Annotated in this window: 12 protein-coding genes; 5 read left to right on the forward strand and 7 right to left on the reverse strand. The window is 69.2% G+C overall.

Annotation, left to right across the window (positions count from 1 at the left end):
- Positions 1 to 205: 205 nt before the first annotated feature.
- On the reverse strand, positions 206 to 1,516 hold the full coding sequence (locus OG792_RS20415) for a low temperature requirement protein A (RefSeq protein WP_329101211.1): 1,311 nt from the start codon (positions 1,514 to 1,516) through the stop codon (positions 206 to 208).
- A 264-nt stretch (positions 1,517 to 1,780) separates the two neighbouring features.
- A complete protein-coding gene (locus OG792_RS20420; protein WP_329101213.1) occupies positions 1,781 to 5,497 on the reverse strand; it encodes a rhamnogalacturonan lyase family protein in 3,717 nt (1,238 codons plus the stop codon).
- A 698-nt stretch (positions 5,498 to 6,195) separates the two neighbouring features.
- On the opposite strand from OG792_RS20420, the gene OG792_RS20425 reads away from it, so the two are divergent.
- Positions 6,196 to 6,795 (forward strand): hypothetical protein, encoded by a 600-nt coding sequence (locus OG792_RS20425; RefSeq protein ID WP_329101215.1) that lies wholly within the window; start codon positions 6,196 to 6,198, stop codon positions 6,793 to 6,795.
- Between the two features lie 165 nt (positions 6,796 to 6,960).
- On the opposite strand, the gene OG792_RS20430 is transcribed toward OG792_RS20425, so the two are convergent.
- Together OG792_RS20430 and OG792_RS20435 are read right to left on the reverse strand one after the other, a co-directional pair.
- Entirely contained in the window at positions 6,961 to 7,494 is a 534-nt protein-coding gene (locus tag OG792_RS20430) for a cupin domain-containing protein (protein WP_329101217.1), read from the reverse strand.
- A 133-nt stretch (positions 7,495 to 7,627) separates the two neighbouring features.
- The gene (locus tag OG792_RS20435) at positions 7,628 to 8,659 is read right to left on the reverse strand and encodes a DUF808 domain-containing protein (protein ID WP_329101219.1); all 1,032 of its coding nucleotides are present in this window, start codon (positions 8,657 to 8,659) and stop codon (positions 7,628 to 7,630) included.
- 295 nt (positions 8,660 to 8,954) lie between these two features.
- Here OG792_RS20435 and OG792_RS20440 point away from each other — a divergent pair, with 295 nt between their 5' ends.
- Positions 8,955 to 9,392 carry a hypothetical protein gene (locus OG792_RS20440; RefSeq protein ID WP_329101221.1) on the forward strand — a complete coding sequence of 146 codons (438 nt, stop codon included), beginning with the start codon at positions 8,955 to 8,957 and terminating at the stop codon, positions 9,390 to 9,392.
- Between the two features lie 235 nt (positions 9,393 to 9,627).
- On the opposite strand, the gene OG792_RS20445 is transcribed toward OG792_RS20440, so the two are convergent.
- On the reverse strand, positions 9,628 to 10,548 hold the full coding sequence (locus OG792_RS20445) for an AraC family transcriptional regulator (protein WP_329101223.1): 921 nt from the start codon (positions 10,546 to 10,548) through the stop codon (positions 9,628 to 9,630).
- A 132-nt stretch (positions 10,549 to 10,680) separates the two neighbouring features.
- Between OG792_RS20445 and OG792_RS20450 the strand changes: the two genes are divergently transcribed.
- Positions 10,681 to 11,607 (forward strand): NAD-dependent epimerase/dehydratase family protein, encoded by a 927-nt coding sequence (locus OG792_RS20450; RefSeq protein WP_329101225.1) that lies wholly within the window; start codon positions 10,681 to 10,683, stop codon positions 11,605 to 11,607.
- Here the strand turns inward: OG792_RS20450 and OG792_RS20455 are convergent.
- Positions 11,591 to 12,145, reverse strand: a complete 555-nt coding sequence (locus tag OG792_RS20455; protein ID WP_329101228.1) for an NUDIX hydrolase — start codon at positions 12,143 to 12,145, stop codon at positions 11,591 to 11,593. The genes OG792_RS20450 and OG792_RS20455 overlap by 17 nt on opposite strands.
- A 174-nt stretch (positions 12,146 to 12,319) precedes the next feature.
- Here OG792_RS20455 and OG792_RS20460 point away from each other — a divergent pair, with 174 nt between their 5' ends.
- Positions 12,320 to 13,393 carry a serine/threonine-protein kinase gene (locus tag OG792_RS20460; protein WP_329101230.1) on the forward strand — a complete coding sequence of 358 codons (1,074 nt, stop codon included), beginning with the start codon at positions 12,320 to 12,322 and terminating at the stop codon, positions 13,391 to 13,393.
- 34 nt (positions 13,394 to 13,427) lie between these two features.
- The gene (locus OG792_RS20465) at positions 13,428 to 13,736 is read left to right on the forward strand and encodes a hypothetical protein (protein ID WP_329101232.1); all 309 of its coding nucleotides are present in this window, start codon (positions 13,428 to 13,430) and stop codon (positions 13,734 to 13,736) included.
- A gap of 28 nt (positions 13,737 to 13,764) precedes the next feature.
- Here OG792_RS20465 and OG792_RS20470 read toward each other — a convergent pair whose 3' ends face one another.
- Positions 13,765 to 19,122 carry a non-ribosomal peptide synthetase/MFS transporter gene (locus OG792_RS20470; RefSeq protein WP_329101234.1) on the reverse strand — a complete coding sequence of 1,786 codons (5,358 nt, stop codon included), beginning with the start codon at positions 19,120 to 19,122 and terminating at the stop codon, positions 13,765 to 13,767.
- Positions 19,123 to 19,135 lie beyond the last annotated feature (13 nt).

The raw sequence follows: 19,135 nt of genomic DNA on the forward strand, positions 1-19,135 counted from the left end.
GTCCGACACCCCTCTACACCCGATGACCGCGCTCCCCTTCACACCCCAACGACTGGTGTCCCGCGATGCCCATAACCCGGGCCCCGGCCGGAGGTGCGAGTCCTCGGAAATCCCGTCGGTGCAGCCGCCGTCCGGGATCGGGTTCCGGGGCGGGTGCCCGCCGACGAGGAACCGGTAGTCGCCGGGCTTCACGGGCGGGACGGGGTCAGGAGGTCGGGCCGGCCGGCTCGCCGCCGGGGCCGGATTCCTCCGCCTGGGCGGATTCACGCAGGCGTCGGCGTTGGCCGTCGGCCACGACGATCTCCACCAGGACCAGTCCGAGGCCGCTCGCCGCGAGCAGACCCAGAGCCCACAGGGCAGGCAGCATCATGGCGGCCGGGACAAGGGCAACCAGCAGCAGCGCGGTGACCAGCCTGGGGCGGATTATCGTACGGATCAGGTGGGTGATCCGTAGCTGGAAGGCGACGTGCCCGAGCAGGAACAGGGCGGCGCCGCCGTACAGGGACCACACTCCCAGGGACGGTAGACGGGTGTTCGGGTGACGCAGGGTGGGGTCGACGAACGCGGGCATCTTCTTCAGCCCGAGGGCGAGCAGGATGATCCCCGCGATCATCGGCAGGTGCAGGTAGCTGTAGGCGTCCCGGGCGAGGGTCGCCCGGTGTTCCGGCGTGGCCTGCTGCATGGACTGCTCCCCGGCGAGCGCGGCGACATCGAAGTACGTCCATTCGAGTGCGCCGGCCACCACGACCGCCAGCACCGATGCCCCGATCAGCTCCCATGAGGTGGCCAGGTCCGATCCACCGAGGCCGATCGCGATGAGGGCCTCACCGATCGCCGCGATCATGATCAGGCCGTGCCGTTCGGTCCAGTGCCGGGCGGCGAAGACCTGCCGATCCCGCGCCGGCAGGGCCAGCCCCGCGCTGTAGTCGACCAGTACGGCCAGGACCCAGCATCCGAGCTGGGCCAGGTCGACCGCCCGGGGGCGGTCGAACACGTGCTGCGGTGCGACAGCGGCGGCGAACAGCAGGACCGCCGCGCCGACCATCGGGACCACGAGCGCCAGTGCGGCCCGGGCCGTCATACCCGGTGTGGCGTACCAGTGAAGGGCCAGGTGCAGCAGCCGCAGCGCCGTGTAGCCGGCGGCGAAGACGACCGGGCCGTCGAGCCCGCCCGGGAAGTCGTCGAACGCCTCCCGGATCGTCGCGGCCAGGACGAACATGATCGGTGTCGCGGCGAGCAGGACCAGGCGGGTGATGCCGTAATTGGCCCGGATCCGGTTACCCAACCACGCGAACAGCGACCAGGACCACCACAGCACGGCCAGTACGAGCAGGCCACGGGCCAGCCCCAGAGCGCTCGGATTCTCCGTCACCAGCGAGGTGACCTGGATGAACGCGAAAACGAAGACGAGGTCGAAGAAGAGTTCGGCGGTCGTGACCCGGGTCAACGCGGTCACCGGCCGCAGACCCGCCGGCAGGCGGGCCGACCCGCCACCCGCCTGGTGACCGGCGCGCATCTTCTGTCTCCCGGTAGGGCGATACCACCCGGTCCGTCCGGGGGCGGCCGACCACACGGTGTGCTTCAGCGTTGTTGTCCGGGACTGAGCAGACCACCGACGCCACCGCACCTACCTACGTCGACACCGTACCGAGAAGTCGCGCGATAAGCGTGGAATATGACGTTGTACCCGCTTCATCTGCGCATAAGGGTGCGACTCGTGGCTCTCGGTACGGCGGGGAGGGCCGGCCCTTGCGGACCGACCCTCCCCTGGCGTCAGCCGTCAGTACGCGCCGAGATCCTGCCACGGCCCGTTGGGATCGCCCGGCTGCTGGTTCCGGGTCCACCACTTGGCCTTCCAGCTGTGGCCGTTGTACGCGACCGTCTCGCCACCGGTGTAGACCCAGGATGCGGTCCAGCCCCGGACGTCGGCCCCGGCGGCGGGGACGAGTGCGCCCTGCTCCGTCCACGAGCCGGTCGCGGTGCTACCGGGCTTCTCGTTCTGCGTCCACCACTGGGCGATGTAGATCGCCCCGTTGTAGGACACCTGGTCGCCGTTGTTGTACGCCTTCTTCGCGTCCCAGGCCGGAACCGCCGGCTTCGGCTCGACCAGCGTGAAGGTCACGGTCGTGACGTTGCCCGCCACGTCGTACGCCTTCAGCTCGTTCGCCCCGAGCACCGCCCCGAACACACCGGGCTTCACCCCGTTGAGGTCGGAGTAGGTGTTGTCGGCCAGGTCCTTCTCGACCCCGTTCAGGGTGAGCTTGTCAACCTTGTACTCGTCGAACAGCTTGAACGACGCCAGCTCGTACCCGGCGGCAGCCGTGCCGACCGTATCGGTCGCGCCGTCCTTCACCGTCACCGTCGGGCCCGTGACGTCCAGCACGAAGGTCAGCGTCGTGACGTTGCCCGCCACGTCGTACACCTTCAGCTCGTTGCTACCCGCCTTGCCGCCGAACGTGCCCGGCTTGACCCCGTTGAGATCGGAGTAGGCGTTGTCGGCCAGGTTTTTCCCGACCCCGTTCAGGGTGAGCTTGTCGACCTTGCCGGCGTCGGACAGCTTGAAGGAGACATTGCTGTAGACCCCGTCCCTACCCTTCGACTCCGGCTTCACCGCGATCGCCGGAGCGGTCGTGTCCGGCGCGACCGGGACGGAGATGTCGGTCCTCATCGCGGGCAGTTCAGCCTCGTCGCCCAGGTAGAAGCTGGCGAATCCGAACTGGTCGTAGCCGGTGTTCTTGTTCGCCACCCCGCTGCGGTACATCGGGTCGTGCATCAGCGTACGGATGCCGTACTCGGTCGGCGACAGGGTCGTGACGATGGCCAGCCGGTTGCCGCTGGCCCGGAGAACCAGCTCCTCGCGCCAGTCGCCCAACAGGTCGGCCTTGAGCGTGGGGGTGCTCTTGTTGCCGGTCGACGTGAGACCGGTCGCGAGATACGAGGAGGTCGCGAAGGTCAGGTCGTTGACCGTACTGATGGTCGCGTTGCTGGCGGCCATGGCCGTCAGGCCGCCGCCGAACCAGATGGCGTACTGGCCGCTGCTGACGTTGCTGCTGCCGTTCAGGAGCTCGCCGGTGACCATGCTCCTGGCGCCGTTCTGCGAGAATCCCTGCGCACCCGGCCAGCGGTTGGAGAAGTTGCCGGCCACGGCACCCTCGGCGTCGGTTCCGGCGTACACGCCGAAGACCATCGAGTTCTCATGGACGATCTCGCCCTGCTCGTTGCGCCGCTGACCCTTCATCGGGTCGTGGGCCTCCGGGCCGGGCATCCAGCCCAGCTGGTGGCCGGTACGGATGTCGTCCAGCAGGTTTTCCTCGCTGCCGGACCACATGCGGATGTCGTTGTCCTTGTCGACCGGAAGCAGCGCGCTGCGGTCGCCGTGGCGGAGCGGGGCCCACACGTTCAGCGGGTTGTTCCGGACGGCGTCGGTGGCGAACTCGAAGCTGCCAGCAACCGGAGGAAGGCTGTTCTGCCCCTCGATCGTGGGCATGGTGTCGCCGTTGATCACCTCGGGCAAGATCTTGGTGCCGTCGGCGCTCAGGTCGAGGACCATGGCCTTCACCACGATCTCATCCCGGCCGTCACCATCGAGGTCCCCGGATTGGGTCTGGTGGTTGCCGCGGTTCTGGTAGTCGTAGGCGCTGCCGCCCAGGGACCAGTACTGCGGGTCGGCCGAGTCGAAGCTGGCCTGGAGTTTGACCTTGCCGTCCACGATGGTGAAGGCGGCCATGGTCGTCCTCGCGTAGTAGCCGCGCTGGGAGACCGCGTAGTTGTGCTTGCCGTCCAGGGCTGCCACCACACCGACGTAGCGGTTGGCGCGGTTGCCCTGCGCGTCGCCCCACACGGCCGCTTTCCAGGGATGCTCAAGCCAATAGGCTTCCGAGGGGGCCATCATCTGCGACTTGTAATCAGCGGGGCCGCTACCGGCGCCGGGCCCGGGGAAGGCCAGGTACGAGAAGTTGCCGCGCTGGGTGGCGGGCGTCATGGCCCAGTTGTCGCCGTCGACGCTGCCCTCGTAGGGGAACGGGTATGCGGCACTGTCCGTGAGCACGCCCTTGCCTGCGTTGGCGTCCCACTCGAAGGCCGAGAAGAACTCCTGGTCGTCCTTTGCCGGGCCGATCGGGCCGACGTGGTAGGTCTTGATCCACCGCTTGAGAGCCGGATCATTGGGTCCGTCGTTGCCGCCTCCGGCCACCGGGACGCGGTAGCTGATGGCGAAGCTGTTCAGGAGCGACCAGTAGGTGTCGAGCGCACCGGTGTTGCCGGTGGTGAAGTACTCCTTGAACTTGTCCGTGGTGGCGTTCAGGCCGTCCGCGCCGCCCACGACGCCCGAATCCGGATACACGACGGACTGCGACGCCTCGTCCCAGTTGCCGACGCGGGTGCCCAGGGCGGTCTTGAGCATCAGCTCGGACTTGCCGTCGCCGTCGAAGTCCTCGGCGAACAGGGTGGTCTCGTGGTCGTTGCCCGCCCGTACGTTGTAGCCCATGTCGACGCGGAACAGCAGGGTGCCGTCCAGCTTGTACACGTCGATGTACTCGGGGGCGGTGGTGGTGTTACTGCCGCCGAAAATCGGCTCGGAATACATGGGATCCTGCTGGGTGCTGCGCCACTTGACGACGATCTCGTACTCGCCGTCGCCGTCGAAATCACCCACCGTCATGTCATGCGTGGAGTAGGTGCTGCTCTGCGACGTGTGAATCGCGCCGGTGCCGGTCTTCGCGTAGGGAAGCGATGTGCCGGAGTCCAGGTTCTCCACGTACTTGACGAACTCGGCTTCCAGCTCGTTGTACAGCGCTTCGGTGATCTTGCCATTGACGAGGGAGTTCGTCAGCGGCCGAGCGGTGGTGTAGGTGGCGACGCCGAGGGCGTTGGGGGTCATGTTGCGCTCGTTGAGCGAGGCGACCCAACCGGCGAGTTGCTCCTGAGTCACGGTCGTCTGGTCGTCGTACGCCACCCGGAACCCCCGCAGGAGATCCATGTCGACGACGTACCAGTTCTGGTTTCCCGTACCCGGGATGACCATGCTGGCCGCGTTCATGTTGGTACCCGGACCGAACCGCTGGTCGCGGTAGGTGAAGTGGGCGAGCGGCACGGGTGCCGGGGCGGGCTTGAGCGGGATGTAACTCGCCGCACCCCGGTTGGCCTGGCCTGCCTGGCCGGCCAGGGCCGACAGCATGGGCACGCTCATGCCCTGCTTCGCGCCCTCGACGCCGCCGATGACCGGAGCGACCTCGTAGATGGAGGTGAGAACGCCGCCGGGATCGGTGTAGCTGGAAGGGGTGACGTCTTCTTTCACAATGCCGGGGTTCGTGGCGTAATCGCTCTCGGGCTGAACATCCCTTGGTGCGATCGTGGTGATCTTCACGAAGTCCGCATTGCCGTCTTTGCGGTAGACGTTCCAGGAGATGCCATCAGGTTCGTTGCCGAGGAAGCGCCAGCTCAGGAAGATTCCGTCGGAGGTCTGGGCGGCGACCAACCCGCGGGTCAGATACTCCATCGGGCGCGGACTGGACGCAGGGGCAGCGCTCACAGCCGGAGAGCTGAAGCCGAACAGGGGCAGGCTCACGGCCAACACCAGGGGCAAGGGTACGAGTTTACGCAGTGTTTTTCGCACTTTTGTTCTCCATCTCGCATCGCCCTCCGTTGGGCAAGCGCTTTCCCGCATCCTCCCGCCTCCCGCTCCGTCGCGCAAGATCCAGTTTTCACCGCGTGATCTCGCACCGCGCCACGCCCAACGCAGACGGTGTGAGCTGGGCGTCGGCAGGCAGTCACGCGCTCCACGCGTGACATTCGGACCACTCACCGATCCCGGTTCGGCCGTTCGACCGACTCACCCCGCCCACCACGGGCGACGACGCGAGGACCATCGAGCCACTCACGCACCGTCACGAAGTCGCCGCGCCTCGACGCCAAACGCGGGGCGGGTTCACTACCGACCGAGACCAACGCGTCCGTCGCCGACGGTCTCGTGCACCCGGAACCGGCGGCGACCGACCATCTCCGCGCCGGACCCCGAGGATGGGCCGGTAATTGCGTCGTCCCGGACATTTGGGGACACGTGTGGTATTCGAATTGGTCGATCAATTCATTGCCGTACGTCATTGTCATACGATATTTGCCCGGCTGACGAGCAGGCTCCCACTCCAGTGTCCGCCATCTTCCGCCCCATGATCCGTCAAACGGAAGGAACCCCGAATGACCATGATTGGACCACGCGCACACCGCTCGGTGGGTAGGTCACTCCTCGTCGCGGTATTGGCGGCGCTGATGGCCATTCCGCTGCCCGGTCCCGCCGTGGCCGACGGCGACGTCGGGATATTCACCCCCAAGGACGTCTACATGATGGACTACCCGGGAGACGCCGGATTCGAGCCGAACACCCCGGGGCCCCCTTACTGGAACAGCCCCGACGTCAAGGCCTGCCCCACCCCCATCACCTGTCCGGTGGGCATCAGCGTCCCCGCCTACACGACCAGTTACCTCATCGTGAGCCTGCGGAACCCGGGGCCGTACGCGACCGGAACGGACGTCGGCACCCTGCGCGTCTACTTCACCTACGCGGGTGGGAGCGCGGTGTGGCCGGTCGACTGGACATCCCTCGGCTCGATGGTCCTGACGATCCCAGCCGGCGTCACGACCGTGGTGCTTCCCTGGACCGCCGCCGGCCCCGGACTCGTCTCCACCCTGTACCGCTGGGTCTCGCCCGACGATCCGATGCTCTACGAGGGGACGAACACCTACCAGAATGCCCAGTTCAACAACAACGTCGTCTGGAAGAACTTCTCCGTCGTCTAGCGTTTCGCGTTCTCCAAGTCGGGCGCGAATGATTCGGAGCTATCCGCGCACCGTACAGAATTGATGATTTTCGTCTCTGCACCGACCCGGGTGACGGCCGACCCGGCACCGCGGTCACGGTGCTACCCGGTCGACCGCCGGCCGTTCGGGTCTTGACGTTACGGCTCATCGATCACTGTTGACCGGGCTGTCCCTCGTCACGGCGGACCAGTCGAGTGTGTCGAGGTTGACCACGATCGCGTCCTGGGTGGTACGGGCGATCACGACGACGGCCTCGGTGTCGGGATCCGGGTTCTCCTCCCGGTGCGGCACATACGGGGGCACGAAAACATAGTCGCCGGGGGCGGTCTGGACGCGGGTTTCGACCGGCTCGTCACCTTCCAGGTCGAGGAAGACGAAGACGGGTGTGCCGGAGACAACGAAGATCGCGGTCTCCGACGCACCGTGGTGGTGGTTGCCCGAGTTGGTCGCGCCCGGCACGTGGGTCTGCCCCATCCACAGGTGCTGGGCGCCGACCGTCTTGCCACTGACCGCTTCGAGCCGCCGCATGCCCGACGTCTGGGTGGTCTGGCCGATCAACGATGCGGGCGCGATCCGGTGCAGCCGCCGGTGGAACGGGTCGATGTCGGCCGGCAGCAGCACACCGCTCGGCGTCCGGACGAGGTCACCGGCACCGGCGGGGACGTGGAAGGCGGGCATCAGGCTCCTCCTGCTGATGGGTCGGCGTGCCACGATCGATCCGGGACCGGGCCCGCCGCTCGGGCTGGTCCACACAGTCTTTCGTGGACCGTCGCTGCGCCGGGGAACCTCGGCCGTGTTTCGGTTCTTGCGGTCAGGGGCGCGGCGCCCCGTCCGCGGGAGCGTCGCCACGCCGAGCCGCACCGTGCGGTGTCGCGGGGATGATCTCGTCCGTGCCGGTCATGCCCGCCGTAGCGACAGCCTTGGGCTTGCGACGGTGGAGGGTGAGGGTCATCACCAGCACGACCAGCGCGCCGACGATCAACCCGAGGATCGCACTGGCCACCGTGTTGACGAGCCAGCCGAGGAGCCCGCCGAGAACACCCGTGGCGTCGTGAGCCGCCTCTTCCACGTGGTGCACGGCACCGTACAGGAAGTGCAGGCCCAGCTCGTCCGCGCCCACCAGCAGGATGTGTCCGCCCACCCACAGCATCGCGGCGGTGCCGACCACCGTCAGCACGGTGAGAACCACCGGCATCGCCCTCACCAGACCGCGGCCGAAGCTGGCGGCGGCGCCGGAAAGTTGCGCCAGGCGCAGCCCGGCATCGTCCATCCTCACGATCAGGGCCACGACGCCGTACACCAGAACGGTTATGACGAGGGCGACGACAGCCAGGATCACCAGGCGGGACCAGAACGCCTCGGCGATCACCTCGTTGAGGGCGATGACCATGATCTCCGCCGAGAGGATCAGGTCGGTCCGTACGGCCCCGGACACCAGGGTGTTCTCGTCCAGCACCTTTTCCTCGCCCGCGCCGTGGGCACCGTGATGGGCGACCTTGGCCCACACCTTCTCCGCGCCCTCGTAACACAGATAGGCGCCGCCGAGCATGAGGATCGGAGTGAGCAGCCAGGGCACGAACTGACTGAGCAGCAGCACCGCCGGCAGGATGATGAGGAACTTGTTGCGTAGCGACCCGATGGCAATGCGCTTGATGATCGGCAACTCGCGCTCGGATGCCAGGCTCCGCACGTACTGCGGGGTGACGGCGGCATCGTCGACGACGACGCCCGCGGCCTTGGCGCCGGCCTTCGCGGCGGCCGCCCCGATGTCATCGACCGACGCGGCAGCGGCGCGAGCCAGCACCGCCACGTCATCCAGCAGGGCTACGAGTCCACTGGCCAAGGGGGGTCCTTCCAGGGTGAGCAGAGTCCGGGCTGGCCCATTCTCGCTCAGGTGCCCGCCCGAGGCATGTTACCGGCCGGTCATGGGTCCGGCGGGAATCGGCCGCCGGGTCGACGCCGGGCCCGACGCCGGGCGGAGCGCCTTCAGGGCGGGCATTCGAAGTGATCCTGTTCGCCGTCGATGGTCGCGGTCAGACGCGACACAGACCCTCCCCGGGAACCCAGACATAGACAAGCTCAAATTTCTAGGTGAAACTGGTGACTCGCTGTTCCATCTAGTCAACGGGGAGTATTGAATGCTGCTCAAACGCCTCACCCAGGCCGCGATCGCGATGCTGACACTGGTGACCGCGGCAGTCGTCGGAGTCTCTCCGGCCCAGGCGGCGTCGCCGTTCTCGGCCACCTACACCCACTCGGGTGGCGCCGTAGCGGTGGTCGTGCGGGGGGACTACAGCTGGTCGAACCGGTCCGTCAGTTTCGCCAACGTCGAAATCTACGTCCGTGTCGACGAATGCGCCAAGGCCAGATTCGAAGGCTGGAACGTGCAGACCGGCAGCCTGCTCGATGCCGACGAGTGGGAGGTCTGCAACTACAACAGCACCGCCCAGTATTTCCCCATTGCCCCTCCGGGACTGAACGGCAGCTGCTGCTACGGCGGCGTCGGTAGGTTCATCGTCAAGGCCATCGACGTCACCCACGGCGGCGGCACCGGTAGTTCCACCTATCTGAGGTAGACCACCTCCCCACGAATTCCCTCCGTCGCGGCACGGCAGGCGGGGCCGGTCGACAGGGATCGGTCCCGCCTCTTCGCACGCGGACGGATGTTGCCGCATCCACTCGTCGCCAAGGCGGGTCGCACCCGAAAAGCCCGCACAGAAGGTGCGGTCGGGTCGAACACCCTCGGCGGCTCGGACAGCCGCCCGACCCCGTGGTCCAGGCGGTCGTCCGGCGCCCTGGCGGTGTCACTTGTCACCCGGGCCGTCGGTGGCGCCGATACCTGCCCGGGGCCGTACCGAACTCACGTTTGAATGCTTTGGCGAACGCAAATTCCGACCCGTAGCCACAGCGTTCGGCGACTGTGCTCAGTGTGGCGTCGGACTCGCGCAGGAGTCGTGCCGCCGTCGTCATCCGCCACCAGGTCAGGTAGGTCAGGGGCGGATGGCCGACGACGGCGGCGAACCGCTTGGCGAAGGCCGCGCGTGACAGTCCAGCCTCCCCGGCTAGGTCCTCGACCGTCCAGGGTCGCTCGGGGTGGCGGTGGATGCGGTGCAGCCCGATGGTGATCGCCGGGTCGTTCAGTGCGGTGGCCCAGCCGGTCATGGCAGGTCCGGACTGATCGTCGAGCCAGGCGCGTAGGACATAGAGCAGAAGCATGTCGATGAGCGCGGGCAGGATGGCCTCCGTACCGGCGCGGGATTGTCGCAGTTCGTTCCCCATGAGGTCGACGGCGGCGCGTAGGGCGGGGTGGTGCCCGACCCGCGCGGGTAGGTGGACGACCGAGGGTAGGCCGTGCAGCAGCGGGTGCGGGCGGGCCTGGTCGAAGCTGTAGGAGGCGCACAGCATCTGGGTGGTGGCGCCCGCGCCCGGAATGGTCATCTCCCTGATGAACGACTCGTCGCCGCGCTTGGGCTGGTAGTCGATTGTGGGACTGCCGGGCTGGTCGACGATTGCGTGCGCGTCCCCGTGTGGAGTGAACACCACATCGCCGACGCCGAGGGCCAGCGGGGCGCCATCGCGGGGGATGAGCCAGCACGAGCCCTGCAAAACGACGTGGCACGCCGCCGCGTCCCCGTCTGGGAACAGCACCCCCCATGGTGCCTGGCACTTGGTGCGCCCCGCGTACGGCTGCCCGGTGCGTATGGCGGAGAGCATGTCGCTGAGCACATCCATGCCGGAACTCTATCTTCAACCCATGTAGACGATGGGACATGAATTGCAGACAGCAGGATATTCACCGTCTTTTGCAGGGAACGTACGGTCGAAGTCCGGCCATCCCCCACCTCCAACCCATGAAGGATCTTGATGTCACTGCACGTTGTCGTCGGAGCCAACCACTCCGCAACGGCCACCGCCCGCCTGCTCGCCGAGTCCGGTGATCGTGTTCGCATGCTCAGCCGGCGCGGCGGCGGGCCAGCGCATCCGCTGATCGAACGGATCACCGCTGATGCCAGCGACGCCGCCGTCCTGACCGAACTGACCCGGGGTGCTGTCACGCTCTTCAACTGCGCCTCACCGGCCTACAACAGGTTGCCGATCGAGACTCCGGCGTTGGCGACCGCGCTGCTGGCCGCGGCCGAGCGCAGTGGCGCGGGCTACATCAACCTCAGCAACACCTACGGGTACGGGCCCGTCTTCGGGCCGATGACCGAGGACCTTCCGATGTCACCGACCACCATCAAGGGCCGGGTCCGGGCTCAGATGTGGCAGGACGCCATCGGCGCCCACGAAGCAGGGCGGATCCGTTTCGCCGAGGTGCGACCCGGCGACTTCATCGGCCCCGGATCGGTGTCGATGTTCAACCTGATGGTCGGGCCGTCCGTGCTGGCTGGCAAGCCGGTCCACATCCCGGCGGACCTCGACGCGCCGCACAGCTGGGGCTATCCCGGTGATGTGGCCCGAATGCTCGTCGCCCTCAGTAGGAACGAACGGGCATGGGGGCGGGCCTGGCATGTGCCGCCCATCTCCGACGGCTCGGTGCACGAGGTAGCTGTGCGGTTCGCCGAGCTGACCGGTGCACCCGTTCCCCGACTGGTCAGCATGTCACCGCTTGACCTGCACAACCTAGCGATCTCCGATCCGATCATGGCAGAGGTTCCGGAGATGCAGTACCTCTACCAGCGGCCCGCCGTCCTGGACGCCTCGCTGTCCGTACGGACATTTGATCTTAAGCCGACCCCCCTCGACGACGTTCTGATCGAAACCGCGAACGCGCTCACGACGTCCGGGTGACGCACAGACGGTCGACTCTGGACAGCGTCTGCCGAACGTTCGGCTCCGAGGTTGCCGTCCGGGCATCGGGGATGGACAACCACCTCAGCGTGGCGGTCGGGTGCTCCGGCTGGGCCGCGGCCGGCTGCTCGGTGGTCAGCACGAACCGTAGGTCCGCGTGTTCGTGGGCCGGTTCCGACTCACTGGCCCGTACCGGCACCACCGTCAGGTGAACCACCCCCGACCCCGCCAGCGGAGTCAGGTCCGGCAGACCGGTCTCCTCTCGGCCCTCCCGCAACGCGATGGTCACCGGGTCGGACTCACCCGGGTCGGCGTGCCCACCGACCAGCAGCCAGGCCTGCTGACGCGGATGCCAGCGCAGCAACACCCGCCCGCTCGGTGGATGCAGGATCACCGACGTCACGGTCACGTGCAGGGCCGTCGTACGAGACCAGGGGTCCACCCCCGCCCTCAGCATCGCCCGCAGCCGGGCCAGGTCGCCCGCCTCGGTGTCGTCCTCCGGCCGGTACCCGTCGAGCAGCCCATCCAACGTCCGCATGCTTCCCCCCACGCCCGCCGACCCTAGCCGATCGGAACGCGCAGCTCATCGACCCACCCCGCATCACCGGCCGGCTTGTCGGAGGTCGCGGTTTGGGTCGGGCGCACCGGGGGTAGCGCTGTTCCCGACCGTCGTCGATCCGGACCGGCGGCGGGGAAGGGTGTCGGGGGCGGAATGCCGGTGTTGGACGGGCGGTACCGCCTCGATCAGCGGATCGGGGCAGGGGGCATGTCGGAGGTCTGGCATGCCCACGACGAGGTGCTCGCCCGGCCGGTCGCGGTCAAACTCATCAACCTGCCGTACGCCGATCCGGCGGCCGGCCGGGCGATCGTGGACCAGGCCCGGACGGAGGCCCGCGCCGCGGCACGGCTGGCGCATCCCAACATCGCCAGCGTGCACGACTTCGGCCTGGTACCCCTGCCGGATGGCCAGCTGGCGCCGTACATCGTGATGGAGCTGGTGGAGGGTGAGACGCTGGCCGTGCACCTGCGGTCCGGGGCGCTGGACTGGCGGATCGCGGTGCGGATCTGCGCGGAGGCGGGCGCCGCGCTGGCCGCGGCCCACCTGGGCGGCATCGTGCACCGGGACGTCAAACCGGCCAACATCGTGCTCACCCCGGCCGGGGTGAAGGTCCTCGACTTCGGCATCGCGGCACTGATCGGCGAACGTGACCCGGTGACCCGGGGCGAGGTGGTGGGCACGCCGGCGTTCGTCGCCCCGGAGCGGCTCGACGGGGTCGTCGCCAGCCCGGCCACCGACGTGTACGCCGTCGGCGTGGTGCTCTATCTCAGCCTGGCCGGGCGGCTCCCGTGGCCGGTACCCGCAGAACCGGATCGGCCGTGGTCCCACGTCTACCGGCCGCCGGACCCGCTGCCGCCGATCGCCGGCCTGACCGCCGACGTGGCCGACCTGTGCCTGCGGTGCCTGAGCGGCGATCCGGCCGACCGGCCGACGAGTGTCGCCATGGCGCTGCTGCTGGCCGAGGCGGCGCAGACACAGGTGTACGTCCCGGTCGGCGTACTACAGTCACCCTCCCGTCCGCCTGCCCCGGCGACCCGACAGTCGGCGCAGGCCGATGATCCGGCGCTGGACGAGGTGACCGACGTGGCGGCCGTCGGGCCGTTCTCACCGCCGCGATACGACGACGGCCGCGGTCCGACCGGCGACGAGCCGGATCCCGCGTGGTCCGTACCGGCTCCGGCGCGGTCCGGTCCGCGCGCCACGCTCCCGGGCCGGCACCGCGCCTGATGCCGCGCCGCGCCGCTGCCTCGGCTTCCGGCGAATGTACCTGGTGGACGTCCCCGGTGTGGGCCGCTTCTGGCCCGGCAGCACCGCCCGGCGGTCGCCACCCTTCACCTCCGCGTTCGGCCCGTTCGACCCCACCGCCGCCCGGCCGGGAGGGTCCGTCACGCGCCTCGTCCTCGGCGTCGTGCTGCCGGTCGCGCTGGTCGCCGCCACCGCCTGGCACTTCGCCGACCCGACGATGGCCGTGCTGGCCGCGACGCTCCCTGTGGCGTTCACCCTGTGGAACGGCGCCGTCCCCGGCCGCGGCGTCTACCTGGCCCGCGCCCGGACGCGCGCGCTGCCCTAACCCGGTGGGGTGACCGGTCGGCTCCTGGTCATGTTCGGCGCGACGGCGGCTGGGCGGCGCGGGCGATGAGGCGGCGCGGACCGCGGTTCAGCGTCCGGAGCCCGATCAGGTCGTCGGGCGTGGCGTCGGGGCTGTCGTCGACGAGCCGGGGCAGCCTGGTGCCCAGCACCATCAATGCCAGCAGCATGATGGCTATCGCGAGCAGCACGTACAGCAGCGCGATTCCCCGTCCCGGCCCGGTGCCGATCACCGCACCGGCGGCCGGGGCGAGCGCGCCGCCGGGGGCCAGCAGCGGTTCGAACAGCTCCGACGCGTAGGCCGCCAGCAGTCCGAAGCCGATCGGCAGCGCCGACCACCCGATCATCGTGTTGAGCGCGAACACCGGACCGTGGAACCGCTGCGGGACTTTGACCTCCACGATCGCGGCATGGATCCCGTTGATCACCGTCAGCGTGAGTGACATGCCGAACACGCCGAGGCCGATCGTCACCAGGTTCGCTTGCAGGCCGGTCACCAGGCTGAATGCGGCCAGGCACAGCGTGCACAGCAGCACGGCTCGCATCCGGCGTCGCGGCGGGCCGCCCCATGCCCTCATGACGAGGCCGCCCAGCACGCCTGCCAGTCCCGCGCCGAGCAGGACCCAACCGATGTCGGCGAGCCGGCCGATCCCCAGCACCAGCAGCGGGATCAGCAGGAACAGCGGCGCCAGGAGGACGTTGAGCAGCGCGAAGAAGGTCAGCATCCGGCGGAGCCGGATGTCGCTCCGGGCGTACCGGAAACCGGTTTTGATCTCGGCCGTCACCGACTCCGCCGGCCCCGCCATGGTGTGCGGGAAACGGACCAGGAGCGTGACGGTGATCGCGACCGCGTGACTCAGCACGACGAGGACGAGGATGCCCCGCAAACCCAGGACGGCCATCAGCCCGACGGCCGCGACCGGCACGAACAGGCGGCTCGTCGTCGCGGCGATTCGGACGACGCCGGTGGCATGACCGAGGTATCGCTTGGGGACGAGCTGCGGCACGGCGGAGTCGGCGGCGAGCCGCTGGAAGGTGAGCGCTACCGACAGGAGCGCGAGCAGCGGATAGGTGTGCCAGATCTGTAGGACTCCGGTCCACCACAGCAGGCCGAGCGTCAGCTGGACCCCGACCACGCCGACGGCGCCGGCGAGCATGACCGTGCGACGGTCCCGGCGGTTCACCACCGTGCCGGCCTGCGGCGCGACGAGCAGCCCGGGCACCAGCCCGGCCACGGCCGACAGGGCGAACTGGCCGGGCGAGCCGGTGGTCAGGAGGATCCAGATCGCGAACGCGAACGCGGCCAGCGCCGAACCGCTGATCGAGACGAGTTGCGCCGCCGCCACCGCGAGAAAACGGTGCATCGCGGGCCGGGGCCCGCCGGGCGCGTCCGACGAATCCGTACGCGAGACCTCGATCAGCCGCCACCCGTCCCCGCCGGCCGGCTCCCCGGTGGAGACGGCCGGATGGGTGGTCGTCACGATCTCGGCGAGTTCGGCCGCGCGGTGCTTCTGGAAGAAGTGCCCCGCCTCGTCGAGCAGCACCAGGGCGGTGGTGTCGCTGAGGAAGTGCCACTCGCGGAAGCGCTCCTGGTAGAAGTCGGACGCCGGGTCCTGCTCCCCTGCCACGGTGATGACCGGCGCCCGCAGCCGCTCCACCGAACTCTCGAAAAGCCGCGTGAAGTAGTCCTCCGCCGCTTCGGTGTCGCGGCGGGTGTTGTGGACGATGAGCCGGGCCTGCGCGGCGTCGAGGTCGCCCAGGTCGAGCCCGAGCCCGGTGAGCCCGTCCGCGTAGGCGCGGTCGCTGCGCGACGTGTCCGCGTTGGCGAGCCGGCCCAGCTCGCCGACCAGGCCCCGACCCGGCCGGGCGAAGGGGAAGATCGCGCCGAGGTAGACCGCCTCCGGGACACGACCGGCCGCCTCCAGTTTCCTGGTGATCTCGACGATGAGCGCCGAGCCGACACCGCAGTGCCCGTAGAGCGCGATCGGCCCGGCGACCCTCTGCTGGATCTCCTGCACACACCGCGCGGCGACATCCTCAAGCGGTGCGCGCTGCTCGTCGATTCCCGGGTCGTGGCCGGGGATGGCCACCGACCACAGCGCGTGCGTGGCCGGTAGCTCGTCCGCGAGCGACTTGTACACCATCGCGCTGCCTCCGCCGTACGGAACGGCGACGTAGCTGAGCTCGGCCCCGGACGACGGCTTCGGCGTCAGCCGGTGCAGGAGCCCGCGCTCCGTCGGCGTCTTCCCGTCGAGCAGTGCGGCGAGCCGCCGGATCGTCGCGTGGGTGAACAGGTCCATCACGGCGATCGAGATACCGTCCGCCGTCGCACGCCTCAGCCGCTCGATCACCTTGATCGCGAGCAGGGAGTGACCGCCGACGGCGAAGAAGTCGTCGTCGATCCCGACGTCGGCCCCGTCGAGGACGTCCGCCCACACCGCGTGGACCATTCGCTCAGAGTCGGTGCGTGGCGGCAGCCGCCCGGCCTCCCCGCCGCCGGGCGCCTCCGGCGCGGGCAACCGCCCGCGGTCCACCTTGCCGTTCGCGGTGAGCGGCAGCCGGAGCAGCGTGACAAACGAGTTGGGGACCATGTAGGCCGGTAGCGCCGCAGCGAGGTGCGACCGCAGCCGTGCGTGGTCGGGAACCGCGCCGGGGTCGGCCACTAGGTAGGCCACGAGCTGGCCGGCGTTGCCCGTCCCGTGCGTGGTCACCACGCACTCGGCGACCTCGGGATGGCGGCTCAGGTGGGCCTCGATCTCGCCGAGCTCGATCCGGTAGCCGCGGATCTTGACCTGGGCGTCGGCTCGGCCGAGGAACTCGATCACGCCGTCGGGCCGGTACTGGCCGAGGTCGCCGGTCCGGTAGAGACGAGCGCCGGTGCGCGGGTGGGTGACGAACGCCGCCGCGGTCCGCTCCGGGTCCCTCCAGTAGCCGGATGCCACGCCGACGCCCCCGATGTACAGGTCGCCGGGCACGCCGACCGGCACGTCGCACATCCCGCGATCGAGTACGTGGAACTGCTGGTTGGTCATCGGGCGGCCGTACGGGATCGAAGACCACGACGGGTCGACGTATCCGATCGGGTAGCAGATCGACCAGATCGACCCCTCGGTCGCCCCGCCGAGGCTGATGATCTCGGCGTTCGGGGCGAGCGCGCGGATGCGGTCGGGCAGCCTCGGCGGAATCCAGTCGCCGGACATCATCACCAGCCGCAGCGAGCTGATGTCGGTCCCTTCCAGCTCGGCGTGCTCGACCAGCAGTTCCATCAGCGCGGGCACCGAGTTCCACACGGTGATCCGCTGCTCCGTGACGACCCGCGCCCACGCGGCCGGGTCCTTGTCCTCCTCGGGCCGTCCCATGACCAGCGTGGCGCCGGCGGCCAGCGTGCCGTAGACGTCGTAGACCGACAGGTCGAAGCTCAGGGCGGACAGCGCGAAGACCCGGTCCTCGGGTCCCACCCGGAACCGCGCGGTGACGTCACGGACGGTGTTCAACGCGGCCCTGTGCTCGATCACCACGCCTTTCGGCGTGCCGGTCGAGCCCGACGTGAAGATCACGTAGGCGAGGTCGCCGGGCTCGGCGGGACAGGGCGGCGCCGAGCCACCCGACTCCTCGGTGACGGGCAGCACCAGCAGCCCGTCCGGCCAGTCCAGCCGCGTACGCAGCGCCGCCTGGGTGAGTGCCACGGTGCAGCCGCCGCGCGCGATGAGTTCGTCGCGGCGGCGCTCGGGCAGGTCGGCGTCGACGGGCAGGTAGGCGGCGCCGGCCTTGTTGATCGCCAGCACCGCGACGATCTGCTCCCACCCCCGTCCCATCACGACGGCCACCAGGTCGCCCCTCGTCACCCCGGAGGCGGTCAGCCGCGCCGCGAGGTGATCGGCCCTCCGGTCGACCTCGGCGTGCGAGAGCCGGCCACCGGGGTGGATCACCGCCGGGTGGTCGGGCGTGCGGCGCGCCTGCGCTTCGACCGGCTCGTGCAGGAGCTGGTCGGCGCCGAGGTCGGCGCTCGTGTCGTTCCAGCGTGCGCGCTGTGCGCGTTCGTCGGCCGTGAGCAGCTCGTGGTTCGAGATCGGGACGTACGGGTCGGCGGCGATGCCCTCCAGGAGGACGCGGAAGTGCGCGCCCAGGCGCTCGATCGAGTCCGCGGTGAACAACGCGGTGTTGTAGGTCATCAGGAAGTCGCCGTCGCCGGCGGTGTGGAGCTCAAGGTCGAACCGGGTCACGCGGTACGAGATGTCGACGTCCGCGGTGACCGTGATCGACGGGTTGCTCCGCTGCGCCGCCTCGTAGCTCTGCATGGAGAAGACCACCTGGAACAGCGGTGAACGGGACACCTCCCGCGGCACGTTCAGCTCGGTGACCAGACGCTCGAACGGCAGCTCCTGGTGGGCGAAGGCGTGCACGGCCGTGGCGCGGACCCGCTGGAGCAGTTCGACGAACGTCGGGTCACCCGAGCAGTCGACCCGCATCGTCACCATGTTGATGAAGCAGCCGACGAGGTCGTCGAGTTCGGGTACCGGCCGGCCGGCCGTCGGCGACCCGATAGTGACGTCGTCCTGCTGCGCCCGGCGGCCCAGCAGGATCACGAACACCGCGAGCAGCACCATGTACGGCGTGGCCCGCTGCTTGCGTCCGAGCCGGAACAACTCGGCGAGCACACTCGGCGCGACCGAGAACTCGTGCGCGGCGCCGGCGTGGGTCGGTACCGGTGGCCGCTGCCGGTCGGTCGGCAGTTCGAGCGGCGCGATGCCGGCAAGCTGCTCGCGCCAGTACGCCACATCCTGCTCGGTATCGGGCAGAGCGCGTTGCCACGCGGCGAAGTCTCGGTAGCGGACCGGCAGGTCCGGCGGCGGGTCGCCGGCCAGGCAGGCCAGCACCTCGTCGAGGATGAGCTCGGTGGACCATCCATCGGCGGCGATGTGATGTACCGCGAGGGCGAAAACGTGCTCGTCGGGGGCGATCGTGATCAGCATCCCCCGCGCCACGGGGCCGGCGGCGAGGTCGAACGGTTCGGCCATGAAGGCGTCGACGAGCACGCTCACGGCGTCGTCGGACCCGGCCTCCGCGGTGGTGAGCGGGATCGCGCCGACATCGTCGACGAGCACGACGGGCCGGCCGTCCACGGTCGCGGGAAAACGGGTCCGCAACGGCTCGTGCCGGGCCACGACCCGGTTCAGCGCCTCGGCGAGCGCCGCCGGATCGACCGGGCCGCGCAGCCGCCAGGCCTCGGGGATCGTGTACGCCGTCGTGCCGGGCGCGTACGCGTCCATGAACCAGAGGCGTTCCTGGGCGAACGACATCACCGGTTCTCCGTCGGGCAGCACGGGGATCGTCGTCGGCGTCGGAGGTGGCTCGTTCAGGTCGCTCATGGAACGTCCTCCG

This window comes from Micromonospora sp. NBC_01699, assembly GCF_036250065.1.
In the GTDB taxonomy this organism is placed as follows: domain Bacteria; phylum Actinomycetota; class Actinomycetes; order Mycobacteriales; family Micromonosporaceae; genus Micromonospora_G.

What these genes read in the sequence shown, in the direction of transcription:
- OG792_RS20450 (WP_329101225.1), top strand. Translation starts at nt 10,681, where the DNA reads ATGTCACTGCACGTTGTCGTCGGAGCCAACCACTCCGCAACGGCCACC.
- OG792_RS20420 (WP_329101213.1), bottom strand. Translation starts at nt 5,497, where the DNA reads ATGGAGTATCTGACCCGCGGGTTGGTCGCCGCCCAGACCTCCGACGGA.
- OG792_RS20430 (WP_329101217.1), bottom strand. Translation starts at nt 7,494, where the DNA reads ATGCCCGCCTTCCACGTCCCCGCCGGTGCCGGTGACCTCGTCCGGACG.
- OG792_RS20415 (WP_329101211.1), bottom strand. Translation starts at nt 1,516, where the DNA reads ATGCGCGCCGGTCACCAGGCGGGTGGCGGGTCGGCCCGCCTGCCGGCG.
- OG792_RS20465 (WP_329101232.1), top strand. Translation starts at nt 13,428, where the DNA reads ATGTACCTGGTGGACGTCCCCGGTGTGGGCCGCTTCTGGCCCGGCAGC.
- OG792_RS20440 (WP_329101221.1), top strand. Translation starts at nt 8,955, where the DNA reads ATGCTGCTCAAACGCCTCACCCAGGCCGCGATCGCGATGCTGACACTG.
- OG792_RS20455 (WP_329101228.1), bottom strand. Translation starts at nt 12,145, where the DNA reads ATGCGGACGTTGGATGGGCTGCTCGACGGGTACCGGCCGGAGGACGAC.
- OG792_RS20445 (WP_329101223.1), bottom strand. Translation starts at nt 10,548, where the DNA reads ATGGATGTGCTCAGCGACATGCTCTCCGCCATACGCACCGGGCAGCCG.
- OG792_RS20470 (WP_329101234.1), bottom strand. Translation starts at nt 19,122, where the DNA reads ATGAGCGACCTGAACGAGCCACCTCCGACGCCGACGACGATCCCCGTG.
- OG792_RS20425 (WP_329101215.1), top strand. Translation starts at nt 6,196, where the DNA reads ATGACCATGATTGGACCACGCGCACACCGCTCGGTGGGTAGGTCACTC.
- OG792_RS20460 (WP_329101230.1), top strand. Translation starts at nt 12,320, where the DNA reads ATGCCGGTGTTGGACGGGCGGTACCGCCTCGATCAGCGGATCGGGGCA.